General features: G+C 65.3%; 19 protein-coding genes, 1 pseudogene and 1 riboswitch. Of the genes and pseudogenes, 7 read left to right on the top strand and 13 right to left on the bottom strand.

Annotated elements, in window-relative coordinates:
* Positions 1-3: 3 nt before the first annotated feature.
* From FJ942_RS15870 to cbiE, 5 genes are read right to left on the bottom strand one after another with little or no spacing between them, the layout of a single operon-like run.
* Entirely contained in the window at positions 4-1,317 is a 1,314-nt protein-coding gene (locus FJ942_RS15870; protein WP_140898161.1) for a cobyrinate a,c-diamide synthase, read from the bottom strand.
* Entirely contained in the window at positions 1,314-2,132 is an 819-nt protein-coding gene (gene cobA / locus FJ942_RS15865; protein WP_140495562.1) for a uroporphyrinogen-III C-methyltransferase, read from the bottom strand. Before cobA ends, FJ942_RS15870 begins: the two co-directional genes overlap by 4 nt.
* A complete protein-coding gene (cobM, locus tag FJ942_RS15860; RefSeq protein ID WP_140559572.1) occupies positions 2,129-2,893 on the bottom strand; it encodes a precorrin-4 C(11)-methyltransferase in 765 nt (254 codons plus the stop codon). Before cobM ends, cobA begins: the two co-directional genes overlap by 4 nt.
* Positions 2,890-3,276, bottom strand: coding sequence for a cobalamin biosynthesis protein (locus tag FJ942_RS15855; RefSeq protein WP_140521152.1), 387 nt, complete (start codon positions 3,274-3,276; stop codon positions 2,890-2,892). Before FJ942_RS15855 ends, cobM begins: the two co-directional genes overlap by 4 nt.
* Positions 3,273-4,508 carry a precorrin-6y C5,15-methyltransferase (decarboxylating) subunit CbiE gene (cbiE, locus tag FJ942_RS15850; protein WP_140898159.1) on the bottom strand — a complete coding sequence of 412 codons (1,236 nt, stop codon included), beginning with the start codon at positions 4,506-4,508 and terminating at the stop codon, positions 3,273-3,275. Before cbiE ends, FJ942_RS15855 begins: the two co-directional genes overlap by 4 nt.
* Before the next feature lies 1 nt (position 4,509).
* Here cbiE and FJ942_RS15845 point away from each other — a divergent pair, with 1 nt between their 5' ends.
* Positions 4,510-5,271 carry a cobalt-precorrin-6A reductase gene (locus FJ942_RS15845; RefSeq protein WP_140898157.1) on the top strand — a complete coding sequence of 254 codons (762 nt, stop codon included), beginning with the start codon at positions 4,510-4,512 and terminating at the stop codon, positions 5,269-5,271.
* Here the strand turns inward: FJ942_RS15845 and FJ942_RS15840 are convergent.
* The 8 genes and pseudogenes from FJ942_RS15840 to FJ942_RS15805 all read right to left on the bottom strand — a co-directional run bounded on the left by FJ942_RS15840 (position 5,235) and on the right by FJ942_RS15805 (position 15,620).
* The gene (locus FJ942_RS15840; protein ID WP_140495567.1) at positions 5,235-5,999 is read right to left on the bottom strand and encodes a precorrin-3B C(17)-methyltransferase; all 765 of its coding nucleotides are present in this window, start codon (positions 5,997-5,999) and stop codon (positions 5,235-5,237) included. The genes FJ942_RS15845 and FJ942_RS15840 overlap by 37 nt on opposite strands.
* Positions 5,996-6,766, bottom strand: a complete 771-nt coding sequence (locus FJ942_RS15835) for a precorrin-2 C(20)-methyltransferase (RefSeq protein ID WP_140898155.1) — start codon at positions 6,764-6,766, stop codon at positions 5,996-5,998. Before FJ942_RS15835 ends, FJ942_RS15840 begins: the two co-directional genes overlap by 4 nt.
* The gene (locus FJ942_RS15830; protein ID WP_140495569.1) at positions 6,763-7,395 is read right to left on the bottom strand and encodes a precorrin-8X methylmutase; all 633 of its coding nucleotides are present in this window, start codon (positions 7,393-7,395) and stop codon (positions 6,763-6,765) included. The genes FJ942_RS15835 and FJ942_RS15830 overlap by 4 nt, the downstream gene beginning before the upstream one ends.
* Positions 7,319-8,879, bottom strand: a pseudogene (cobG, locus tag FJ942_RS15825) (precorrin-3B synthase). The gene FJ942_RS15830 and the pseudogene cobG overlap by 77 nt, the downstream one beginning before the upstream one ends.
* Positions 8,876-12,631 (bottom strand): cobaltochelatase subunit CobN, encoded by a 3,756-nt coding sequence (locus tag FJ942_RS15820; RefSeq protein ID WP_140898151.1) that lies wholly within the window; start codon positions 12,629-12,631, stop codon positions 8,876-8,878. Before FJ942_RS15820 ends, cobG begins: the two are co-directional and overlap by 4 nt.
* 16 nt (positions 12,632-12,647) lie before the next feature.
* Positions 12,648-13,700 (bottom strand): cobalamin biosynthesis protein CobW, encoded by a 1,053-nt coding sequence (gene cobW, locus FJ942_RS15815; RefSeq protein WP_140495572.1) that lies wholly within the window; start codon positions 13,698-13,700, stop codon positions 12,648-12,650.
* A gap of 2 nt (positions 13,701-13,702) precedes the next feature.
* Positions 13,703-14,149, bottom strand: coding sequence for a DUF1636 family protein (locus FJ942_RS15810; protein ID WP_140495573.1), 447 nt, complete (start codon positions 14,147-14,149; stop codon positions 13,703-13,705).
* Between the two features lie 37 nt (positions 14,150-14,186).
* Positions 14,187-14,391, bottom strand: a riboswitch (cobalamin riboswitch).
* A 29-nt stretch (positions 14,392-14,420) separates the two neighbouring features.
* Positions 14,421-15,620 (bottom strand): winged helix-turn-helix domain-containing protein, encoded by a 1,200-nt coding sequence (locus FJ942_RS15805; RefSeq protein WP_140898149.1) that lies wholly within the window; start codon positions 15,618-15,620, stop codon positions 14,421-14,423.
* Positions 15,621-15,953: 333 nt separating this feature from the next.
* Here FJ942_RS15805 and FJ942_RS15800 point away from each other — a divergent pair, with 333 nt between their 5' ends.
* From FJ942_RS15800 to FJ942_RS15775, 6 genes are all read left to right on the top strand, one after another.
* The gene (locus tag FJ942_RS15800) at positions 15,954-16,319 is read left to right on the top strand and encodes an NADH-quinone oxidoreductase subunit A (protein ID WP_140495575.1); all 366 of its coding nucleotides are present in this window, start codon (positions 15,954-15,956) and stop codon (positions 16,317-16,319) included.
* On the top strand, positions 16,310-16,891 hold the full coding sequence (locus tag FJ942_RS15795) for an NADH-quinone oxidoreductase subunit B (RefSeq protein ID WP_140495576.1): 582 nt from the start codon (positions 16,310-16,312) through the stop codon (positions 16,889-16,891). The genes FJ942_RS15800 and FJ942_RS15795 overlap by 10 nt, the downstream gene beginning before the upstream one ends.
* A 4-nt stretch (positions 16,892-16,895) precedes the next feature.
* Positions 16,896-17,498, top strand: coding sequence for an NADH-quinone oxidoreductase subunit C (locus FJ942_RS15790; protein ID WP_140495577.1), 603 nt, complete (start codon positions 16,896-16,898; stop codon positions 17,496-17,498).
* Positions 17,499-17,532: 34 nt separating this feature from the next.
* The gene (locus tag FJ942_RS15785) at positions 17,533-17,910 is read left to right on the top strand and encodes a four helix bundle protein (protein ID WP_032919635.1); all 378 of its coding nucleotides are present in this window, start codon (positions 17,533-17,535) and stop codon (positions 17,908-17,910) included.
* Positions 17,911-17,976: 66 nt separating this feature from the next.
* Positions 17,977-19,167: an NADH-quinone oxidoreductase subunit D gene (locus FJ942_RS15780; RefSeq protein ID WP_140495578.1), complete on the top strand. Its 1,191-nt coding sequence runs from the start codon at positions 17,977-17,979 to the stop codon at positions 19,165-19,167.
* Positions 19,168-20,445 (top strand): NADH-quinone oxidoreductase subunit E, encoded by a 1,278-nt coding sequence (locus FJ942_RS15775; protein WP_140495579.1) that lies wholly within the window; start codon positions 19,168-19,170, stop codon positions 20,443-20,445.
* The last annotated feature ends 4 nt before the right edge of the window (positions 20,446-20,449 follow it).

Genomic DNA, 20,449 nt, shown 5'->3' with positions numbered 1-20,449 from the left:
GCCTCAGCCCCTTGCGATGGCATGGAAGAAGGTGCCGCTGACTTGGCCGCGCCGGTAGCCCGAGGCGCCGATCGGATTGCCTTGCCCGTCTGCGAGGTCGGCCAGGGGCTCGTCATCGCCGGTCGCCGTCATCTGCGCATAGTGGAATTCGTGCCCACGGATCAACGCGCCCCGCGGGCCGAGCGGACAGTCGGCGCGCAGCCGTGCTTCGCGATAACCGAGGTTCATCTTGCGCTTGGCGAAGCTGGTTGAATGGCCGAGCAGGCCGAGCATTTTGTGTGTTTCGCAAGATGCATCTTCCAGAGCTTCGCCAAGCACCATGAAGCCACCGCACTCACCATGGATGGGCTTCGTCCCGGCAAACCTTGCCATTCCTCTCCGAAAATTCGCAGCAGCGGCGAGACGGCCGGCGTGAAGCTCGGGATAACCGCCGGGCAGCCAGCAGACGTCGCAGCTGTCGTCGGGCGCCTCGTCCGCGAGCGGCGAGAACGGAACCATCTCCGCGCCGGCCTTGCGCCAGTAGGCCGCGACGTGCGGATAGAGGAAGGTGAAGGCGGTATCCTCGGCAAGTGCGACGCGCTGGCCGGGCGGCTGCAGCGCATCGTCGAAGCTGCCGGGCTCCGGGGCGAGAGGTGTTGCCAGCGCCATGACGGCGTCGAGGTCGAGCGACTTTTCCGCCATGTCGGCCAACCGGTCGAGATGCGCCATCAGGTCATCATATTCACCGGCCTGGACGAGGCCGAGATGGCGTTCGGGCAGGTTCAAGGTGGGATCGCGCAGGATGGCGCCGACGACCGGCAGGCCGATCGCCTCGATGGCGTCGCCGGACAGCCGGCGGTGGCGCTCGCTGCCCAGCCGGTTGAGCACGACGCCCGCCATGCGAACCTCCGGATCATAGGTGGCGAACCCCTTGGCGACGGCCGCCGCCGTGGTCGACTGGCCGGAAACGTCCAGCACCAGCAGCACCGGCAGGCCGTAGAGCCGCGCGAGATCGGCCGCCGAACCGCTGCGGCCCGGCGCGGCCGGAATGCCGTCGAACAGGCCCATGGCGCTTTCGAGGATGACAAAATCGGCGTCGTCGGCGGCATTTACGGCCAGTGCGTTGAGCAGCGACGGCGACATCGCCCAGCTGTCAAGATTGACGCCGGACAGGCCGGTGGCGGCGGTGTGGAAGCCGGGATCGATGTAATCGGGGCCGGACTTGGCGCCGCGTACTTTCAGGCCGCGCCGGGTGAGTGCGCGTAAAATACCGATGGTGACGCTGGTCTTGCCCGAGCCGGAGCGCGGCGCGCCGATGATGATCGCGCGGGCGCTCACGACGCACCCGCCAGCGCCGCGCGCATGGCGACGATGCCGCCGACGACGATCAGCGCCGGTGCGGACAGGCCGGCGGCGGCGGCTTCCTCGGCGATGGTGGCCAGCGTGGCGACGACGATGCGCTCCTGCGGCGTCGTCGCGGCGACGATCACCGCCGCCGGCGTCGATGGCGCCAGCCCGCCGTCGAGCAATGCGGCCGATATCACAGGCAGATTGGCCATGCCCATGTAGACCACAACAGGCTGGCCGGTGCGCGCGATCGCGGCCCAGTCGAGATCGTCATCGGTGCCGGCGGCATGGCCGGTCGCCAGGATTACCGCCTTGTTGATGCCGCGCATGGTCGCGGGGATGCCGGTGGCGGCCAGCGCGCTGAGGCCCGAGGTGAGGCCGGGCAGGACGCGGAACGGGATGTTTTCCCGCGCCAGCGCCAGCGCCTCTTCGCCGCCACGGCCGAAAATATAGGGGTCGCCGCCCTTCAGCCTGACGACGCGGCGGCCCTGGCGCGCCAGCCGGACCAGCAGGGCGGTTATGTCGTCCTGTTTCATCGAGGGTTTTCCGCCGCGCTTGCCGGCAAAGAAAAGCTCGGCGTTTTCGGCAACCGCGACGACGTCCGGGGAGACCAGCGCATCGTAGACCAGCGCATCCGCCTCACTCAGCGCCGCCAGCACTTCCAGCGTCAGGCAGCCGGGATCGCCGGGGCCGGCGCCGGCGAGCCAGACATGGCCGGGCTCAAGCGTCCGCGGCTTGAAGTTCAGCCGGGCAAGCGCCTGTTGGAGCGCGGCGTTCTCGCCCTTATTTTTGGTGCTGTCGCTCACAATCCGTCCCGTCCGCGAAAACGCCGTTGGTAATGCGCGTCGTACAATGAACTCTCGCCAAAGCCTTCCGCTGCCAGAGAGCGGCCGACGAAAATGATGGCCGTACGCTCCATCGGGTCGGCGGCCAGTTGCGCCTCGATGGTTTCCAGCGTGCCGGTCAGTACGCGCTCGTCCGGCCAGGAGGCACGGAAGACGACCGCCACCGGGCAATCGCGGCCATAGAGCGGCGTCAGCTCGGCGACGATGCGATCGATGGCGTGGATGGCAAGATGAATGGCAAGCGTGGCGCCGGTGCGGCCGAAGCCGGCCAGCGTTTCGCCAGGCGGCATTTTTGAAGCGCGGCCGGAGACGCGGGTCAGCACCAGGCTCTGGGCGACTTCGGGAATGGTCAGCTCGCGCCGCAGAACAGCCGCCGCGGCAGCGAAAGAGGGAACGCCCGGCGTCAGCGTGTAGGGAATGCCGTGCCTTTCCAGCCGGCGGATCTGTTCGGCAACCGCGCTCCATACCGACAGGTCACCGGAATGCAGCCGCGCGACATCATGGCCGGCCTTGTGGGCAGCCAGATATTCGGCCTCGATCTCGTCGAGCGACATCGGCGCGGTGTCGATCAGCTTCGTTCCCGGGGTGCAATGCTGCAGCAATTCGGGCGCCACGATCGAGCCGGCATGGAGGCAGACCGGGCAGCTTGCCAGCAGCCGCGCGCCGCGCAGGGTAATGAGGTCGGCGGCGCCCGGACCGGCGCCGATGAAATGGACGGTCATGCCGCGTCTCCGCTGATGGCGATGGCGCAGGTGACCGGGCCGAGCACGATGCGTGGTCCCAGCAGCCTGGCGCCTTCGCCGGCGACGGCCAGCGCCGATGCTTCGGACACCGATGCTGTGCCGGCCAGATCCTGCGAGAGGCTGGAGTTGCTGAGCGCCTTCGTCGACGCTGCTTTAAGCGCTGCCTCATCGACGACAATGACGGGAAGGTTGAGTGTGCGACCTGCGGCAGCGATCGCCTGTTCATCTTTCTTGAGCGTGGCGGTGGCGAGCGACGAGAGCGCCGTCATCGCCAGCCCGTGCGCTTCGAGCGCGGTTTCTATCGCGGCAAGCACGTCCTCGACGCTCACGCCCTTTCGGCTGCCGATGCCCGCGACCATCATGGCTTGATCCAACTCCATTGGGTAACCGGCATCGCCGGCCGCCAGGCCTGCATCGAACCGACAGGCGCGGCGCGGGATATGGCGATGCGGGTGAGATCGCCCCCGAGCTCGGTATGACGGGCAAGAAGCAGCGTCTCCATTTCCAGCGTCACCGCATTGGCGACAAGGCGGCCGCCGGTGCGCAGCGCCTTGATGGCGGCGGTCAGCACGCCGGCATCGCTGCCGCCGCCGCCGATGAAAATCGCATCTGGCGTCTCGAGCCTTGCAAGCGCCTTGGGAGCGCTGCCTTCGACCACGATGAGGCCGGGAACGCCACACGCGGCAGCATTGTGGGCGATGCGGGCGGCGCGGATCGGGTCGGCTTCGATGGCAACAGCGCGCATCGAGGAATGGGCGAGCATCCATTCGATGCCGATGGAACCGGAGCCGGCGCCAACATCCCACAGCAGTTCGCCGCGCCTCGGCGCCAGCGCCGACAGCGTGATGGCGCGGATCTCATGCTTGGTGATCTGGCCGTCATGGTCGAACAGATGATCGGCGAGGCCTGATGTCAAAGGCAGGATACGCGCATCCGGACCAGATTCAATTTCGAGCGCCAGCACATTGAGCGGATTGATGTTTTCGAGGTTGAACGCATCGGCGCGGGCCGAGCGCAGGTTCTCCTTTGGCCCGCCAAGCGCCTCCAGAACCGTCAGCCGCGAGGCGCCGAAATCAAGCTCGGTGAGCAGGCGGGCGATTGCCGCCGGTGCATCGCCGTCGGATGTCAGGGCCAGGATACGCGCGTTGGGCTGCAGCAATGGCCGGATCAGGTCGATGGGGCGGCCATGCAACGAGATGGTTTCGATGTCCTGCAGCGCCCAGCCGAGGCGAGCGGCCGCCAGCGAAATGGCCGAGGGCGCGGGAATGACATGCATCTCCCGCGGCTTAACCTTGCGGGCGAGGGTGACGCCGACGCCGTGGAAAAAGGGATCGCCGGAGGCAAGAACGCAAACGCGCTTGCCGGCGAGCGACAGCACGTCGTGCATCTCGGCATCGAAGGGAACCGGCCATGGGCGCGGATCGCCCTTGGCGAATGATGAGACGAGCGCCAGATGCCGCTTGCCGCCAAAGATGATTTCAGCGTCGGCGATCCGCTGCTTGGCCTCGTCGCCGAGACCGGCTACACCGTCCTCGCCTATGCCGACGATGGTGAGCCATTTTTGGTTGGCGCCGCGTAGACTCTTAGCAGGCATGATGACCCACCGCATTCTGATCCTCGGCGGAACCACCGAAGCCCGGCAACTGGCTGGAAAACTGGCAGCCGGTTACTCGGTGATGCTGTCGCTGGCGGGCCGCACCGAAAGCCCGGTGACGCAGGGCGTGCCGGTACGCAGTGGAGGGTTTGGCGGCGCCGATGGTCTGGCCGCCTATCTCAAGGAGACAAGCATCGAGCTGCTGATCGACGCCACCCATCCCTACGCGGCGCGAATTTCCGCCAATGCGGCGCAGGCCGCGCGCATGGCTGGGGTGCCGATCGTCGCTCTGCGCCGTCCCGGCTGGGAGCCTGTCGAGGGCGATCGCTGGATGCAGGTCTATACGACAGGCGATGCCGTGCAGGCGCTTGGACCGGCGCCGCGCCGTGTATTCCTGGCTCTCGGCCGGCAGGAGGTCGCGGCTTTCGAAGCCGCGCCCCAGCACCACTATCTCATCCGCAGCGTCGATCCGGTCGAGCCGAAGCTGGCAGTGCCCGATGCCACCTATCTCCTGGCGCGCGGGCCGTTTCGCGAGGCGGAGGAACACACGCTGCTCCAGCGGCACGGCATCGACATCGTCGTATCCAAGAACAGCGGCGGCGCGGCGACTTATGGCAAGATCGCCGCGGCGCGGGCGCTTGGCCTCGACGTCGTCATGGTGCGCAGGCCTGCGCTGCCGGAGATCCCTTCGGCTGCGACCGTTGATCAGCTTGCCGACATGGTCGATCATCTTGTCGAGCCTGCCGCGGAGCGCGGCGTGTAAACCAGCGCCGGCCTGTTACCGCGCCTGATGATCCGGGTTTCCGGCGAACCGATGATGATGCAGGTTGCCATGTCCGCCTTGTCGGCATCGGCATCCGCCAGCAGGAACACCTCGATGCGCTCATCGGGCCGGCCTGCGGCACGGCCGAATATAACGGGCGTGGTGCCCGGCAGAATGGCCTTCAGACATTCGAAGGCGCGGCCAAGCTGCCAGGGGCGCGCCTTGCTGATGGGATTGTAAAGCGCGATGACGAAGCCGGCGCCGGCGGCCGCCAGCAGGCGCAGTTCGACCAAGTCCCATGGCTTCAGATTGTCGGACAGCGAGATGGCGCAGAAATCATGGCCGAGCGGTGCCCCGATGCGGGCAGCGACAGCGAGCATGGCGGTGACGCCAGGCACGATTGCGAGATCGATCGCGCGCCATTCGGAGGGGCCGGCTTCGATCGCCTCGCAGACGGCCGCCGCCATGGCGAAGACGCCTGGATCGCCCCCGGAGACGACGGCGACATTGTGACCTTCGGCCGCCTTCGCCAGCGCCTCGTTGGAGCGGGCAAGCTCTTCGCGATTGTCGGAGGCGATGCGGGTCTGGTCCGGGCGCAATTCCAGCCGGTCGAGATAGGGCTTGTAGCCGTAGAAGAAGCTTGCCTCGGCGACGGCGTGGCTCGCCTGCGGCGTCACCTGATCGGCGTTGCCAGGTCCGAGCCCGATGACAGTGAGGCGGCCGCTCATGCGCCACCCGCCGACGCGACAGGGCGTCCGGACCAGCCGGCAACGAGCACAATGGCGAAATAGGGCGCCTTGTCGTCCGGCTTGTCGGTGAGCCGCATCGAGACGCTGCCCGGCATGGTGCCGCGCTCGACATAGACGGCGCGTGTCAGCTTGCCGGTGGCCTCCAGCGCCCGCCGGATTTTGGGCAGGTTGCGGCCGACCTTCATGATAACGGCGGCATCGGTGTCGGCGAGGCGCCGGGTCAGTTCGAACTCGCTCATCGTGCCCGGCAGCACGGTCAGCACGTCGTCGCCCTGGACGATCGGCAGGCCGGTCGCCGACCAGCAGCCCGACATGGCGGTAACGCCGGGAATGACCTCGGTCGGAAAACGATGGGCGAGGCGCACATGCAGATGCATGTAGGAGCCATAGAAGAGCGGATCGCCTTCCGACAGCACGGCGACCATCCTACCGACATCCAGATGACCGGCAACGGTCTCGGCGGACTCCTCGTAGAAGGCCGATATCTGCGCGCGGTAATCGTCGTGATCCTTGTCGATCTCCGTGGTCACGGGATAGAGCAACGGCAGTTCCAGCATGTCGGGCCGGAAGCGCGTTTCGACGATGGCGCGCGCATTGCTGTTGTTGCCGCGCTTGGCGAAATACGCCACCACATCGGCCTCGGCCAGCGCACGCGCGGCCTTCAGCGTCAACAGTTCCGGGTCGCCGGGACCGGTACCGACGCCGACCAGGCGGCCCCTCGAGCCGGTTTTGGGGAGCGCGTTCACAGGCCGGGCCTCGCGAGAGAATTGAGGGCTGCCGCGGTCATGGCGCTGCCGCCAAGCCTGCCGCGCACGATTGCATAGGGTACGCCGTAGGAATTCTGCGCCAGCGCGTCCTTCGATTCGGCGGCACCAACGAAGCCCACCGGCATGCCGATGATGGCGGCCGGTTTCGGCGCACCGTCGCGCAGCTTCTCCAGAAGATAGAAGAGTGCGGTCGGCGCATTGCCGATGGCCACCACCGAACCGGCGATGCGCTCGCCCCACAGGTCGATCGCGGCGGCAGAACGTGTGTTGCCGATCGTCCTGGCGATTTCATGCGTGCGCGGGTCGCGCAAGGTGCAGATCACCTCGTTGCCGGCAGGCAGACGGGCGCGGGTGACGCCGTGCGAGACCATTTCGGCGTCGCAGAAGATCGGCGCGCCGGCGGCAAGCGCGGCCCGTGCGGCGGAAACGAAATCGCTGGAGAAGACAAAATTCTTGGCGGCTTCCACTTGGCCGCAGGCATGGATCATGCGGACCGCGACATCGGCCTCTGCTTCGGAAAAGCGCGCGAGATCAGCCTCGGCGCGGATGATGGCAAAGGAGCGTTCGTAGATCGCCGTGCCGTCGTGGATGTAGTCGTAGGCGACCATTGTCATTCCTGTCGATAAGCCTCTGCGATGCCGGCCGGCCCCAGCCTTGTCAGGCAGGCGGCGGCGGTCTCGCCCTGATAGCGTGCGCTGCGAATTGCCGCCGCGACGCGGCCGATGCCGCGCGCGGCGTCATAGCCCGGCCTGTAACCGGCAGGAAGGGCCTTTGCCGTCGCGTTCACGACAAGTCCGGCTCCATTTTCGCCGCCGACCACGGTCAGCGCCGCTGGGCCGGGATGCGCGCAGCCCTTGGCGCAGCCCGAAACATGCAAGGTGAAGTCGAGACTATCGGCGTTTTCGGTGGCGATCGCCTCGGCGATGTCGCGCGTGGCGATGCGACCCGAGGCGCAAGCCGGCGCGCCGGGACAAGCAGCGATGCGCGTGCGCGGGTCGGTGGGGGAGGTGACGAAGCCGAGGGTGGCGGCTGTTTGCTGGAGGGAAGGATTGGCGGCTGGTGGCTGGCCGAGGAAGAGCAGGGCGCGGCCCGGGGCGAGGCGGATTTCTGACGTCCCGAGGGTGAGAGCGCTTTGAGCGAGGGCGATGAGCCTTTCGGCGGGCATGCTGCCGTAGGGGAGACCGATGCCGAGGGCGTGGCCAGTGTTCAAGTCGAAAACGCCAATCGGCGAGCGAGGGTGCTCTACGGCGCCCCCCTCTGTCCTGCCGGACATCTCCCCCACAAGGGGGGAGATTGGCGGTTCGGGCGCCGGCTCTCCTTCTGCATCCCAGGAAATTGGCAAAGGCGAGCGTGAATGAGCAATCTCCCCCCTTGTGGGGGAGATGTCCGGCAGGACAGAGGGGGGCGCCGTAGAATGCCAACTTGCGAGAGACGCTATTTGCCTCTCCGATAAATCCCGTGTGTGCGCTTCGCGGCCTTTTTCAGCCACCATCCTAAGCGCTGCGACGGCTATGTCTCTAGCGGCATGCGCGTTGACCTTTGCCAACACTTTCGCATTCCGCCCGTCACCGGCAACCGACACCCGCCAGCGGATTCCCGCCTCGGTGCTCGCCGCCTTCAGCCGCACGTCGGCCGTCACAGCATCCATCGTGAGTTGCCCGCCACCGTCGACAACGACCGAAACCTTCGGCCCGAGCCGCTGCGTCAGTCCGGCGTCCTCGACCGCTTCCCTGATCCGATCAGCCAGCGGCCTGGGGTCGGCGATCTCCTGCGGATCGATGCCGGCCAGTGGTCCGGTCTCCACTGGTACGCCAGTGCGGACCACAATGCCCAGCGCATCGACTTCCTTCGCCAGCAGGGTTGCACTTTGCGTGGTCAATCCGCGTATTTGCAAGCTGCCGCGCGCTGTCACTTCCATGATGCCGTTGCCGTGCCGCAGGGCGGATTCTGCCAGCCCGATCAGAAGCTTCGGCGACAATCCGCCAGAAGATGGGCCTCCGGCGACCGGGTTGAGCCGCACCAGCAGGCCGTCGCCGGTCTGCATCGGCGCCGAAAGGGCCGGGCAGGCGCCGCGGCGGGAGTAGGCGTTCATGCCGCCAACTCCCGTGCCTCGGCAATCAGTACCGCGAGGTCGTCGTCGATCGAATTGCGCAAGGGATGCCAGAGGCCCCGCCGTCGCGCCGACAGGAGGCGTTCGGCAATGGCTTTCGCGGCGGCCGGGTTTTCGCGCAGGATGAAGGCGCGGACGTCCGCGTCGCCGAGATAGGCATCGTGCACGGCCTCTATCAGCGCGTCCGGTATCGCCTGCGTGGTTTCGGCGAAGCCAACCAGCCGGTCGACCGTTTCGGCGAATTCCGAGGCGCCGCGCGGGCCGTGGCGCATCTGGCCCGCTATGAAGCGGGCGTTGACGGCGCGGGCGCGCACGACGCGCGTCACGGCCTCACTAAGTGAACGCGGCTTCGGCCTCTGCGGATCGGTCGTGTCGAGCACGATGACGTCGGCATTCCTGCCAAGCGCTGCAAGGGCGGCCGAGAAGCCGCCGATGAAAGCGACATCGGCCGAGCCTTCGAGGATGTCGCGGCCGGGATCGTCGCCGGTGTGGACGAGAAGATCGGCTTCGGCGATGCGGTTCTCGAATGCGCCGGGCGCGGCGATCCCCTCACCGCCGGCGCCGCCATAGGAATGCGACGTGGCATCGAGATAGGCGCGGCCGATTTCCTCGCGCGCCGCCCAGTCGCCGCTCGACAGGATTTCCTCGACGCCAGCGCCGTAAGTGCCAGGCGAGGTGCCAAAGATGCGCGGGCTGATCTTGCCCTCGGCGCGGGTCCTTGCGGCGAGCGGATTTTCCGAATCGTCCTCGTCGCGCGCGGCAACGGCGTTGGCAGCGGCATCGATCAGCGCGATCTGGGTCGGGAACATGTCGCGGAACAGGCCCGATATGCGCCAGGTGACGTCGACGCGCGGGCGGCCAAGCGCTGCCGGTGCCAACACCTCGATGCCGGTGACGCGACCTGTGGCGGCATCCCATTGCGGGCGGCAGCCCATCAGCGAAAGCCCCTGCGCGATCTCCTCGCCGCCGGTGCGCAAAGACGCCGAACCCCAAAGGTCGATGATCAGCGAGCGCGGCCAGTCGCCATGCGATTGCATATAGGTGCGCACCACTTCCTCGGCGGCAGCCTTGCCGATGTCGTAAGCCGTCGGCGTCGGCATGGCGCGCGGGTCCGACGTGAACAGGTTGCGGCCGGTGGGCAGAACGTCGGAACGCCCGCGCGCGGGCGCGCCGGCCGGGCCCGCGGTGACATGACGACCGTCGAGCGCGGCAAGAAGGGCGGCCTTTTCGGCCTTGGCGCTTTGCCGGCGCATAAGGTCGGGCTCTTCGTCGGGCGCGCGGCCGTAGACATGCAGCCCATCCTTGATAGCGAAATCCTTCAGGTCGCAGAGCCAGGCATCGATGCGGCGCAGGGCCTCGTCCGGCGCGTCGGTGCGGGCAACGCCGGCCTCCGCGGCGAGGCCCGTCGTCTGCGCGGTTTCGACGATCAGACTGGCCAGACGGTCGCGGCGGCGGCGGTCGAGACCGTCAGCCTGGGCGTATTCGTCGACCAGCCGTTCGAGCCTGTGCTGGTTCTTGTCCAATCCGGCGCCGGTGAGCGGCGGCGGCAGATGGCCGAGCGTGACGGCGGCGATCCGCCGCTTCGCCTGCGCCGCCTCGCCGGGATTGGAGACGATAAAGGGATAGATGACGGGCAGGGGACCGGTGACGATCTCGGGGAAGCAGCTTTGCGAAAGCGCAACCGTCTTGCCCGGCAGCCATTCCAGCGTGCCATGCGCGCCAACATGGATGAGCGCATGGACGCCGAGCAATTTGCGCAGCCACAGGCCGAAGGCGAGCAACGCATGGCGCGGCGGCAGCGTCGGGTCGTGATAGTCGGCGCGGCGGTCGGCCGAGCGGCCGCGGTCTGGAGCCAGCGCCACGGTGATGTTGCCGAAGGTCGCGGCGCGGAAGGGGAAGTGTTTTTCGCTTGATGGCGAAGGTTTGCGCGAGGCGCCCCCCTCTGTCCTGCCGGACATCTCCCCCTCAAGGGGGGAGATTGGCGGCTTTGGCGCTTCGTCCACTCCCGCAGCGTTGGAGATTGGCGAAAGCGCAGATGACAGCGCAATCTCCCCGCTAGAGGGGGAGATGTCCGGCAGGACAGAGGGGGGTGCCTCGCGCAAACCTGTCTCGCCTTCGGCTTTGCCCCAAGCTGCTTCTACGGCAGCAATTGCTGCGCCCGGCAATTCCGTTGAGAAGGCAAGGTACTCATCCAACTCCAACCCAGCCTTGCTGCGCTCCAGCGCATCCAGCAACGCACGCGACGTTTGGGGAATTCCCTCAACTACATAGCCCTGTTCCTGGAGGTCGTGCAGCATCGCCAGCACGCTGGATGGCACATCCAACCCGACCGCATAGCCGGTGCGGCCGGGAGCGCTCGGGTAATCGGGGATCAGAATGGCGAGCTTGCGCTCGGCGCGCGGCGTTTCCCGAAGCCTGATGAAGGCCGCGACCCGGTCCGCCACCTGTTCGACGCGATCGGGCTCCGGCCGGTTGGCAAAGGCGCGGTGGCCGAGCGCCGGGTCGGTCTCGCTTTCGCCCTTGAACGAAACGGCGCCGGCGAGGATGCGGCCGTCCAGTTCGGGCAGAACGACATGCATGGCGAGGTCGGCGGGGGCCAGCCCGCGCTGGTTCTTCTCCCATACGTCGCGGCGGGTGGTGGCGACGATGACCTGGAAGACGGGAACGCCGGCGCGGTCGAACAGGGTTTCGACGCCGGGTTCGGCGCCGGACGCGAAAGCGGTCGCGGTGATGATGGCGGCGGGCTTGGGCTGGGCAATCGCGGTTTCAACAAAAGCCAGAGATTCCGGGTCTTTCAGGCTGGAGACAAAGATCGGCACCGGCAGCATGCCGCGCTGCCGTAGCGCCTCGAAAAGCGCGTCGATGGGCGCGACATCGGCGGCGAGCAGCATCGAGCGGTAGAAGAGGATGGGAATCACGGGTGGGTTGACGTTGCCGGCGTCGAGTTCCGTCACACCCCCCTCTGTCCTACCGGACATCTCCCCCGCAAGGGGGGAGATTGCTCTTTCATCGACGATTTCGCCTATCGCGGATGGTCGAGATAAATCCCTGTCCAAGGGGACAGAAGAGGAGCCGGCCTTGATGACAGCCGATCTCCCCCCTTGCGGAGGAGATGTCCTGCCGGACAGAGGGGGGTGTGAAGGATCGTCAACATTCGATAAGTCCGGCTTCTCCACGACTCCGCGCCCCGGCTCATAAAACCCGGCTTTCGGCACGCTTACCGGCTCGGCAATCTCGCCATCAGACCCCGCCAACCGCGCCAGCCTGCGCACCAGCGCGCTCATATTGGCCGGGCCGCCCTGGCGGAAATAATTGAGCAGCCCGTCCAGTTCCTCGCGCGGCAGCGTCGAGGCTTCGATCAGCCTGATATCCTCGTCGTGGCTTTCACCGGGAAGTAGTGCCAGCTTTATGCCGCGCTCACGGGCAACCACGGCCAACTGGTCGCAGCCGTAGCGCCACCACTCGTAACCGCCGAGAATACGCACCAGAATGACTTTGGCGTGACGGGCGACGCTGTCGATCCAGAGGTCGACGGACATGGGGTGGCGCAGGTCGCGCAGCGCGGCCAGCCGCATCGTGGGCAGCCGATCGGCGTCGCCTTTCCAGGCCGCTGCCAGTCCGGCCAGGTCGCTGTCCGTGAAGGACAGCGCCACCATTTCCGCCGGCGTCTGCCGCAGATCGACCGGCTCGGCGAGATCGTCGAGCGAGGCGGATGTGGTGGTGAGGATGTGCATCGCGGTCGGTGTTGCCTCAGCCGGCGAGGATATGCTCGATCGCCGGGCGGTTCAGCCCCTTGAGGCCGATGACGACCAGGCGCGAGCGGCGGTCGTCGTCAGCCGTCCAGGCGCGGTCATAATAATGATTGACGCGCGGACCGACCGCCTGCAGCAACAGCCGCATCGGCTTGCCGCCGACCTCGACGAAGCCTTTCACCCGCAGCACGTTCTCCTGTTCGGCGGCGGTCGCGACGCGCTTTGCCAGGTCGTCCGGGTTGGCGATCGAGGGGATGTCGACGATGAACGTATCGAAGTCGTCGTGCTCGTGGTCGAAGGCGCCGTCATGATGGGACTTGCGGTTCTCGATGTCGTCCTCGACGGCGAGGCCTAGCCCGAGCAGCACGGACGGATCGACCTTGCCATGAGCCGTCGGCACGACCTTCACGGCGCGGGCGGAGTGTTCGCCAATGATGGCGTTGGCGCGAGCCGAACCTGCGGCATCCATCAGGTCGCTCTTCGACAGGATGATGAGGTCGGCGCAGGCGATCTGGTCCTCGAACACCTCCTCGACGGGGTCGTCGTGGTCCAGTGTCTGGTCCTGCGCGCGTTGCGCCTGCAGGGCGTCCATGTCGTTGGCGACGCGCCCCTCGGCCAATGCCGGACCGTCGACCACGGCGATTACGCCGTCGACTGTCACCCGGCTCTTCACTGTCGGCCACTGGAAGGCCTGGACCAGCGGCTTGGGCAGAGCCAAGCCTGAGGTCTCGATCAGGATGTGGTCGACCTTCGGCGTCAGCGACAGGATCTGGTCGAGCGCCGGGACGAAATCGTCGGCGACGGTGCAGCAGATGCAGCCATTGGCCAGTTCGACGATGTTTTCCTCCGGGCAGGTGTCGATGCCGCAGCCCTTGAGGATCTCGCCGTCGATTCCGATGTCGCCGAATTCGTTGACGATGATGGCGATCCGCTTGCCGCCCGCGTTCTCCAGGAGATGGCGGACCAGCGTGGTCTTGCCGGCACCCAGGAAGCCGGTGACCACGGTACAGGGGACGCGGGAGAGAGTGGCGGCGGAAACTGCGGCGGTCATGATCAGTCCTTCAGCATGTCGAGGGGAGGAATGCGGGCGACGAGGCCGCGCTTGAGGGAATCCGGGCGACCACGCCACGGAATGAGGCCGTTGGTCGAAGCGGCGAAGAGTTTCGCGCCGGTGACGAGATCGGCGCCGCTGGCGATGTTCAGGTCGCCGAAGACATAACTCCAGCAGCCGTCGCGAAGAATCGCCGCACTGAGACGGCGCTTGCAGTTGCCGAGGCATTCGACGGTGCGGACACGGACATTGTCGGCCGTTGCGGCTTGGCGCGTATCTTGAGCCAAAACTTCGCCGGCGCGGGGATGGGCATCGGAACCGGTCTCGTCGCGGCAGGAAGCGCAGATGATAACAGTGACGCCGGCCAAGGCGTCGCTATCGCCAGACAAGTCGCTATCGCCAGACAAAATGTCCGCTGTTTCAGCCGGGAAACTGCTGTCGCGTTCCAAATCGGGCTCCTTGCCCGGAAAACCCGCCGGGCGATCGGATTCTTATGTCTCAGACGGCAGGTCTCCTGGCTCGCGGGTCATCGCCTTCGTGCCGCCTTCCCGGGACCGTCCCAGTGGTTTTCGGCCTTGGCTCGTCGCTTACAGTTGCGGGGACAGCCGCGGATTTGAAATCGAGATTTCGCACCGCATTCCCTCTTGGCTCCTCCCTTTGCCGAGAGGAGACCGTCTGGAATGGATTTAGGCTCTTGCAGGCGGCGGTGTCAACGCGCGTCTACGACACGGCAATGTCGGCGAGCGGCTGCCCAAGGTCGCCGGCGGGCGTAACCTCGATCCGTTCGAGGCCGAGCCAGCCCTGCATCTGCGTCAATTCCTGGAAGAGTTGCGCGGCGGTTTCAGGCGGCGCGCCGGGCTCGGCATAGGCCGCGTGGACGCGTAGCACGCTGGCCGGCCGGTCGGCCTTGAGGTCGACGCGCGCCACGATCCTGTCGCCGAGCAGGAACGGCAGGACGTAATAGCCGTATTGCCGTTTTTCGGCAGGGGTGTAGATTTCTATGCGGTAGTGGAAATCGAACAGCCGCTCCGTGCGCGAGCGCTCGAAAACGACCGGATCGAACGGCGCCAGCAAGGCGCGGGCCTCGATTTTTCGTGGAATACGGGCCTCCTTATGGAGGTAAGCCGGTTTGTTCCAGCCCTCGACACGCACCGGCACCAGCTCGCCTGTTTCAACCAGCTCCTCCAGCCGGCCCTTCATGTCGGCCGGCGACAGGCGGAAATAGTCGCGCAGGTCGCTTGCTGTCGCGACGCCATGAGCGCGGGCGGATATCCGCAGCAATTCCCGATGCGCGTCCTCGGCAGACGGCACCGGCAGATCGAGGATCGCCCGCGGCAGCACGCGCTCGGGCAAATCATAGAAGCGTTCGAAGCCACGGCGGTGCGCGGTGGTGATGCGTCCTGCCCAGAACAGCCATTCGAAGGCATGCTTGGCGTGGCTCCAGCCCCACCAGCCGCCGGATCCTTTCTGGCCTTCGAGCGCGGAAGCGGCGATCGGGCCGCGCTCCGCGACCTCGCGGTAGATCTCTTCTATATAGGCGGCGTGCTCGCGGCCCCATTTGGCGAGACCCAGATACATTTCATCGCCACGCTCGGCGCGCTGCATGCGCCAACGCATCAGGGGATAGGTCTCGACCGGCAGGAAGGAAGCCTCGTGCGCCCAGTATTCGAAAACCGTGCGCTTGCGCGTGACGGCGGCGTTGTCGAGCAAGGCGAACGGGTAGGGACCAAGGCGCGAATAGAGCGGCATGTAGTGAGCGCGCACCACCGCGCTGACGGAATCGATCTGCAGCAGGCCGGTACGCGAGAGCACACGGGCGAAGTGGCGTCGGTCGGGCGTGCCGGCGGGGCGGGGATCAGTGAACCCTTGGGCGGCGAGCGCGATACGCCGGGCCGTGGCGAGCGAGATATTTTCCTTCATTCGGATGCGACTCTGATGGCTTGTTGAGCGTGGTTCGGACAGTTGATTCCGGCCATGCTAGCAGGGTTTTGGCGGCAACTCTGTCAGGAGAGAAAAGTGGAGTAAAAAGCGAAGGAAATCAAACAGGAGCGGATCGGACCAGTTTCTTCCCTTATGCCGTCCAGGCCAGTGTTTTGAACAAGGTTTGACTTGCTTCGCCGGAAGCGCTGCGCTAACCCTCGCCGCGTTGCAGCAAAGGCCCCTTAAAACGGTTCAGCGGTTAAACTGTCACGCTTCCGCAATGGGGTCTGGTGCTGTAATCAAAATGGATTGGCGCCAACGGAAAGCCGCAGCATGAACGCACTTCTCAGTTCGTACCTGCCCATCGTCCTGTTTATCGCAGTGGCGGCGGCTGTCGGCGTCGCGCTCATCGTGGCGCCGTTCCTGGTGGCCTACCGCAATCCCGACCCGGAAAAGCTTTCCGCCTACGAATGCGGGTTCAACTCGTTCGATGACGCCCGTATGAAGTTCGACATCCGCTTCTACCTGGTGTCGATCCTGTTCATCATCTTCGACCTGGAAGTGGCCTTCCTGTTTCCGTGGGCGGTGTCGTTCTCGAAGATCGGCATGCTCGGTTTCTGGTCGATGATGGTGTTTTTGGCGGTGCTGACCATCGGCTTTGCCTATGAATGGAAAAAAGGAGCGCTCGAATGGGATTGAGCGACAGTTCCGGCACGCTCGTCGCGCCGAAGCCCAAGGGTCTGATCGATCCCAATACCGGCAGGCCGGTTGGGTCCGATGATCCGTTCTTCCTCGAAATCAACAACGAACTCGCCGACAAGGGCTTTCTCGTCACCTCGACCGAGGCGCTGATCACCTGGGCGCGCAGCGGCTCGCTGATGTTCATGACCTTCGGCCTCGCCTGCTGCGCCGTCGAGATGATCCACACCTCGATGCCGCGCTACGATTCGGAGCGGTTCGGTGTTGCTCCTCGCGCGTCTCCGCGCCAGTCCGACATCATGATCGTTGCCGGCACGCTGACCAACAAGATGGCCCCGGCGCTGCGCAAGGTCTACGACCAGATGCCGGAGCCGCGCTACGTCATCTCGATGGGCTCCTGCGCCAATGGCGGCGGCTATTACCACTATTCCTATTCGGTGGTGCGCGGCTGCGACCGCATCGTGCCGGTCGACATCTATGTGCCCGGCTGTCCGCCGAGCGCCGAAGCGCTGCTCTATGGCATTCTTCTGCTGCAGAAGAAGATCCGCCGCACCGGCACGATCGAACGGTAAATCCATGGCCGCATCCCTGAGCGAACTGTCGACCTATCTCGGCGAAAAATTGATTGGCCGCGTCAATGAAGCAGTGTTCGCCTATGGCGAACTCACCATCCATGTCGAACCGCGCGATCTGATCGAAGTGGTGACTTTCCTGCGCGACGATCCGCGCTGCCAATTCATCTCGGTCATCGATGTCTGCGGCGCCGATTATCCGTCACGGGCCAAGCGCTTCGACGTCGTCTATCACCTGTTGTCGCCGAAGCAGAACGTGCGTATCCGCATCAAGGTGCAGGCAGACGAGGAGACGATGGTGCCGTCGATCACCGGCGTCTATCCCGGCGCCGACTGGTTCGAGCGCGAGACCTACGATCTCTATGGCGTGCTGTTTTCGGGTCACCCCGATCTGCGGCGCATCCTCACCGATTACGGTTTCGACGGTCACCCGCTGCGCAAGGATTTCCCGCTGACCGGCTTCGTCGAGGTGCGTTACGACGACGAAGCCAAGCGCGTCATCTACGAGCCGGTGGAACTGAAGCAGGAATTCCGCAATTTCGATTTTCTGTCCCCATGGGAAGGCACCGATTACGTGCTGCCAGGGGATGAGAAGGCGAAACAGTGAATAGGGAAGTAGTCAGTAGTCAGTAGGGGAAGAATTGGAGCAACGGATCGAATCCTATCGGGACTTGAAAGTGTGGCAATCAGCGATGACGCTTGCTGAAGACTGCTACCGTTACACCAAGGAATTTCCGAAGGAAGAGATCTACGGCATGACCTCTCAGATGCGCCGATCGGCGGTTTCGATCGCAGCGAACGTCGCAGAGGGATACGGTCGGGAAAACAGAGGGTCGTTCGTTCAATTTTTGCGCATGGCGCAAGGCTCGTTGAAGGAACTGGAAACACACATACTGTTGGCGTGCCGGGTGGGCTTGCTGCGAAAAGACAATGAGATTGAACTGCTGCTGCGATGCGAAGAGATTGGAAAAATGACGAGATCTCTTATCCGAACAGTGCAGGCCAAGCAGGCGGAATGAAGCAGGCATTGAGATTGATGATCACTACTCACTACTCACTACTGACTCTTCGCCAGAGGCGCCAGAATGGCTGAAACCTCCGTCCGCAATTTTAACATCAACTTCGGACCGCAACACCCTGCCGCGCATGGTGTTTTGAGATTGGTTCTGGAGTTGGACGGCGAAGTGGTCGATCGTGTCGATCCGCATATCGGGCTCTTGCATCGCGGCACCGAAAAGCTGATCGAGCACAAAACCTACCTGCAGGCAGTGCCTTATCTCGACCGGCTCGACTATTGCGCGCCGATGAACCAGGAGCATGCCTTCGCACTGGCCGCCGAGCGCCTGCTCGGCATCGAGGTGCCGAAGCGCGGTCAGCTGATCCGCGTGCTTTACTGCGAGATCGGCCGCATCATGTCGCACATCCTCAATGTGACGACGCAGGCGCTGGACGTCGGCGCGCTGACGCCGCCTCTGTGGGGCTTCGTCGAGCGCGAAAAGCTGATGGTGTTCTATGAGCGCGCCTCGGGTTCGCGCATGCATGCCGCCTATTTCCGTCCGGGCGGCGTTCACCAGGACCTGCCGCAGAAGCTGCTCGAGGACATCGGCAAGTGGATCGATCCGTTCCTGAAGTCGATCGACGACCTCGATCAGTTGCTGACCGGCAATCGCATCTTCAAGCAGCGCAATGTCGATATCGGCACGGTTTCGCTGGCCGACGCCTGGGCCTGGGGTTTTTCCGGCGTCATGGTGCGTGGCTCGGGCGCTGCCTGGGACCTGCGCAGATCGCAGCCCTATGAATGCTATTCGGAGCTCGATTTCGATATTCCGATCGGCAAGAACGGCGACTGTTTCGACCGCTACCTCGTGCGCATGGAAGAGATGCGCCAGTCGGCGAAGATCATGCGCCAGTGCATCGATCTCCTGCTCGGCAAGGAAAGCGCCGGGCCGGTGTCGAACCTCGACGGCAAGGTCGTGCCGCCAAAGCGCCAGGCGATGAAGCGCTCGATGGAAGCGCTGATCCACCACTTCAAGCTCTACACCGAGGGCTACCGCGTGCCGGCCGGCGAGGTCTATGCGGCGGTCGAGGCGCCCAAGGGCGAGTTCGGCGTCTATTTGGTCTCCGACGGCACCAACAAGCCTTATCGCTGCAAGCTGCGCGCCCCCGGTTTCGCGCATCTCCAGGCCATGGATTTCCTGTGCCGCGGTCACATGCTGGCCGACGTCACCGCCGTCCTCGGCTCCCTCGACATCGTGTTTGGTGAGGTCGATCGCTAAATGTCAGTCCGTCGTCTCGCAGAAGCCAGCGTCCAGCCAGCATCCTTCGCCTTCAACCGGGCGAACGCGGCCGCGGCCAAGCAATGGATCAAGAAGTACCCGAAGGGCCGGGAACAGTCTGCGATCATTCCACTGCTGATGCTGGCGCAGGAGCAGGAAGGCTGGGTCACCAAGGCGGCGATCGAGACGATTTCGGACATGCTCGGCATGCCGCGCATCCGCGGGCTCGAGGTCGCGACCTTCTACACGCAGTACCAGCTGAATCCTGTCGGCACGCGGGCGCACATCCAGGTTTGCGGCACCACGCCCTGCATGCTGCGCGGCTCGGAAGCGCTGATGGACGTGTGCCGCTCCAAGATCCACCATGACCAGTTCCACACCAACGACAAGGGAACGCTGTCGTGGGAAGAGGTCGAATGCCTCGGCGCCTGCGTCAACGCGCCGATGGTCATGATCTTCAAGGACACGTTCGAAGACCTGACGCCGGAACGGCTGGCCGAAATCATTGATCTCTACGATGCGGGCAAGGGGGCCTCGGTGACGCCGGGGCCGCAGAACGGCCGCACCGGCTCGGAGCCGGCCGCCGGCCTCACGACGCTGAAAAGCGAGAAGGCGATCCTCAAGTCGACCCGTGACAGGGAGGCCAGGGAAGCCGCCAAGGCCGCCAAGGCGGCACCCGACGCGATCATCGCGGCGCCGGTGCCAACGCCGGCCGCCACCCCTGTCGCGCCGTCCAATGCCAGCAAGCCGAAAACCGATGCGGCTGAAACCAGCCCGGCGCTGAAAACGCCGTCGCCGGCCAAGGTCGCGTCGGCAACGGAAAAAGCGGCGAGCGTCGCGGCTCCCCGCCACTCGGCGACAAACGCCAACAAGGCGGCGCCCGAGGTCGAGAAAGTTTTGAAGCCGCGCAGCGGCCCCCTGAACAAGGCTGAGCCGGCTTCCGCGTTCAAGTCGCCGGAAACCAAGCTTCCCGCCAAAGCGGCCAAGCCTTCGTTGGAAGACAAGAACCGGCCGGCCGGCATCGCCAGGCCGGCGCTGGTCGACGATCTCAAGCTGATCTCCGGCGTCGGCCCGAGGACCGAGAGCATCCTGCATTCGCTCGGCATCTTCACCTTCGCCCAGGTTGCGTCTTGGAAGAAGGCCGAACGGGAGTGGGTGGACAGCTATCTCTCCTTCCGCGGCCGCATCGAGCGAGACGACTGGGTCAAGCAGGCCAAGGCGCTCGCCAAGGGCGGCGTCGCCGAATATATCCGCGTCTTCGGCAAGAAGCCGGTCTGAGGGA

This window comes from Mesorhizobium sp. B2-4-2 (genome assembly GCF_006442845.1).
Taxonomy (GTDB): domain Bacteria; phylum Pseudomonadota; class Alphaproteobacteria; order Rhizobiales; family Rhizobiaceae; genus Mesorhizobium.
This window is presented reverse-complemented; position numbering and strand designations above follow the sequence as displayed.

Excerpts from the sequence above, each read along its gene's own strand:
- FJ942_RS15800 (WP_140495575.1), top strand. The coding sequence starts at position 15,954 with ATGAACGCACTTCTCAGTTCGTACCTGCCCATCGTCCTGTTTATCGCA.
- FJ942_RS15805 (WP_140898149.1), bottom strand. The coding sequence starts at position 15,620 with ATGAAGGAAAATATCTCGCTCGCCACGGCCCGGCGTATCGCGCTCGCC.
- FJ942_RS15790 (WP_140495577.1), top strand. The coding sequence starts at position 16,896 with ATGGCCGCATCCCTGAGCGAACTGTCGACCTATCTCGGCGAAAAATTG.
- FJ942_RS15780 (WP_140495578.1), top strand. The coding sequence starts at position 17,977 with ATGGCTGAAACCTCCGTCCGCAATTTTAACATCAACTTCGGACCGCAA.
- FJ942_RS15820 (WP_140898151.1), bottom strand. The coding sequence starts at position 12,631 with ATGCACATCCTCACCACCACATCCGCCTCGCTCGACGATCTCGCCGAG.
- FJ942_RS15830 (WP_140495569.1), bottom strand. The coding sequence starts at position 7,395 with ATGGTCGCCTACGACTACATCCACGACGGCACGGCGATCTACGAACGC.
- FJ942_RS15840 (WP_140495567.1), bottom strand. The coding sequence starts at position 5,999 with ATGAGCGGCCGCCTCACTGTCATCGGGCTCGGACCTGGCAACGCCGAT.
- cobM (WP_140559572.1), bottom strand. The coding sequence starts at position 2,893 with ATGACCGTCCATTTCATCGGCGCCGGTCCGGGCGCCGCCGACCTCATT.
- FJ942_RS15795 (WP_140495576.1), top strand. The coding sequence starts at position 16,310 with ATGGGATTGAGCGACAGTTCCGGCACGCTCGTCGCGCCGAAGCCCAAG.
- FJ942_RS15775 (WP_140495579.1), top strand. The coding sequence starts at position 19,168 with ATGTCAGTCCGTCGTCTCGCAGAAGCCAGCGTCCAGCCAGCATCCTTC.
- cbiE (WP_140898159.1), bottom strand. The coding sequence starts at position 4,508 with ATGCCTGCTAAGAGTCTACGCGGCGCCAACCAAAAATGGCTCACCATC.
- cobW (WP_140495572.1), bottom strand. The coding sequence starts at position 13,700 with ATGACCGCCGCAGTTTCCGCCGCCACTCTCTCCCGCGTCCCCTGTACC.
- FJ942_RS15845 (WP_140898157.1), top strand. The coding sequence starts at position 4,510 with ATGACCCACCGCATTCTGATCCTCGGCGGAACCACCGAAGCCCGGCAA.
- FJ942_RS15855 (WP_140521152.1), bottom strand. The coding sequence starts at position 3,276 with ATGATGGTCGCGGGCATCGGCAGCCGAAAGGGCGTGAGCGTCGAGGAC.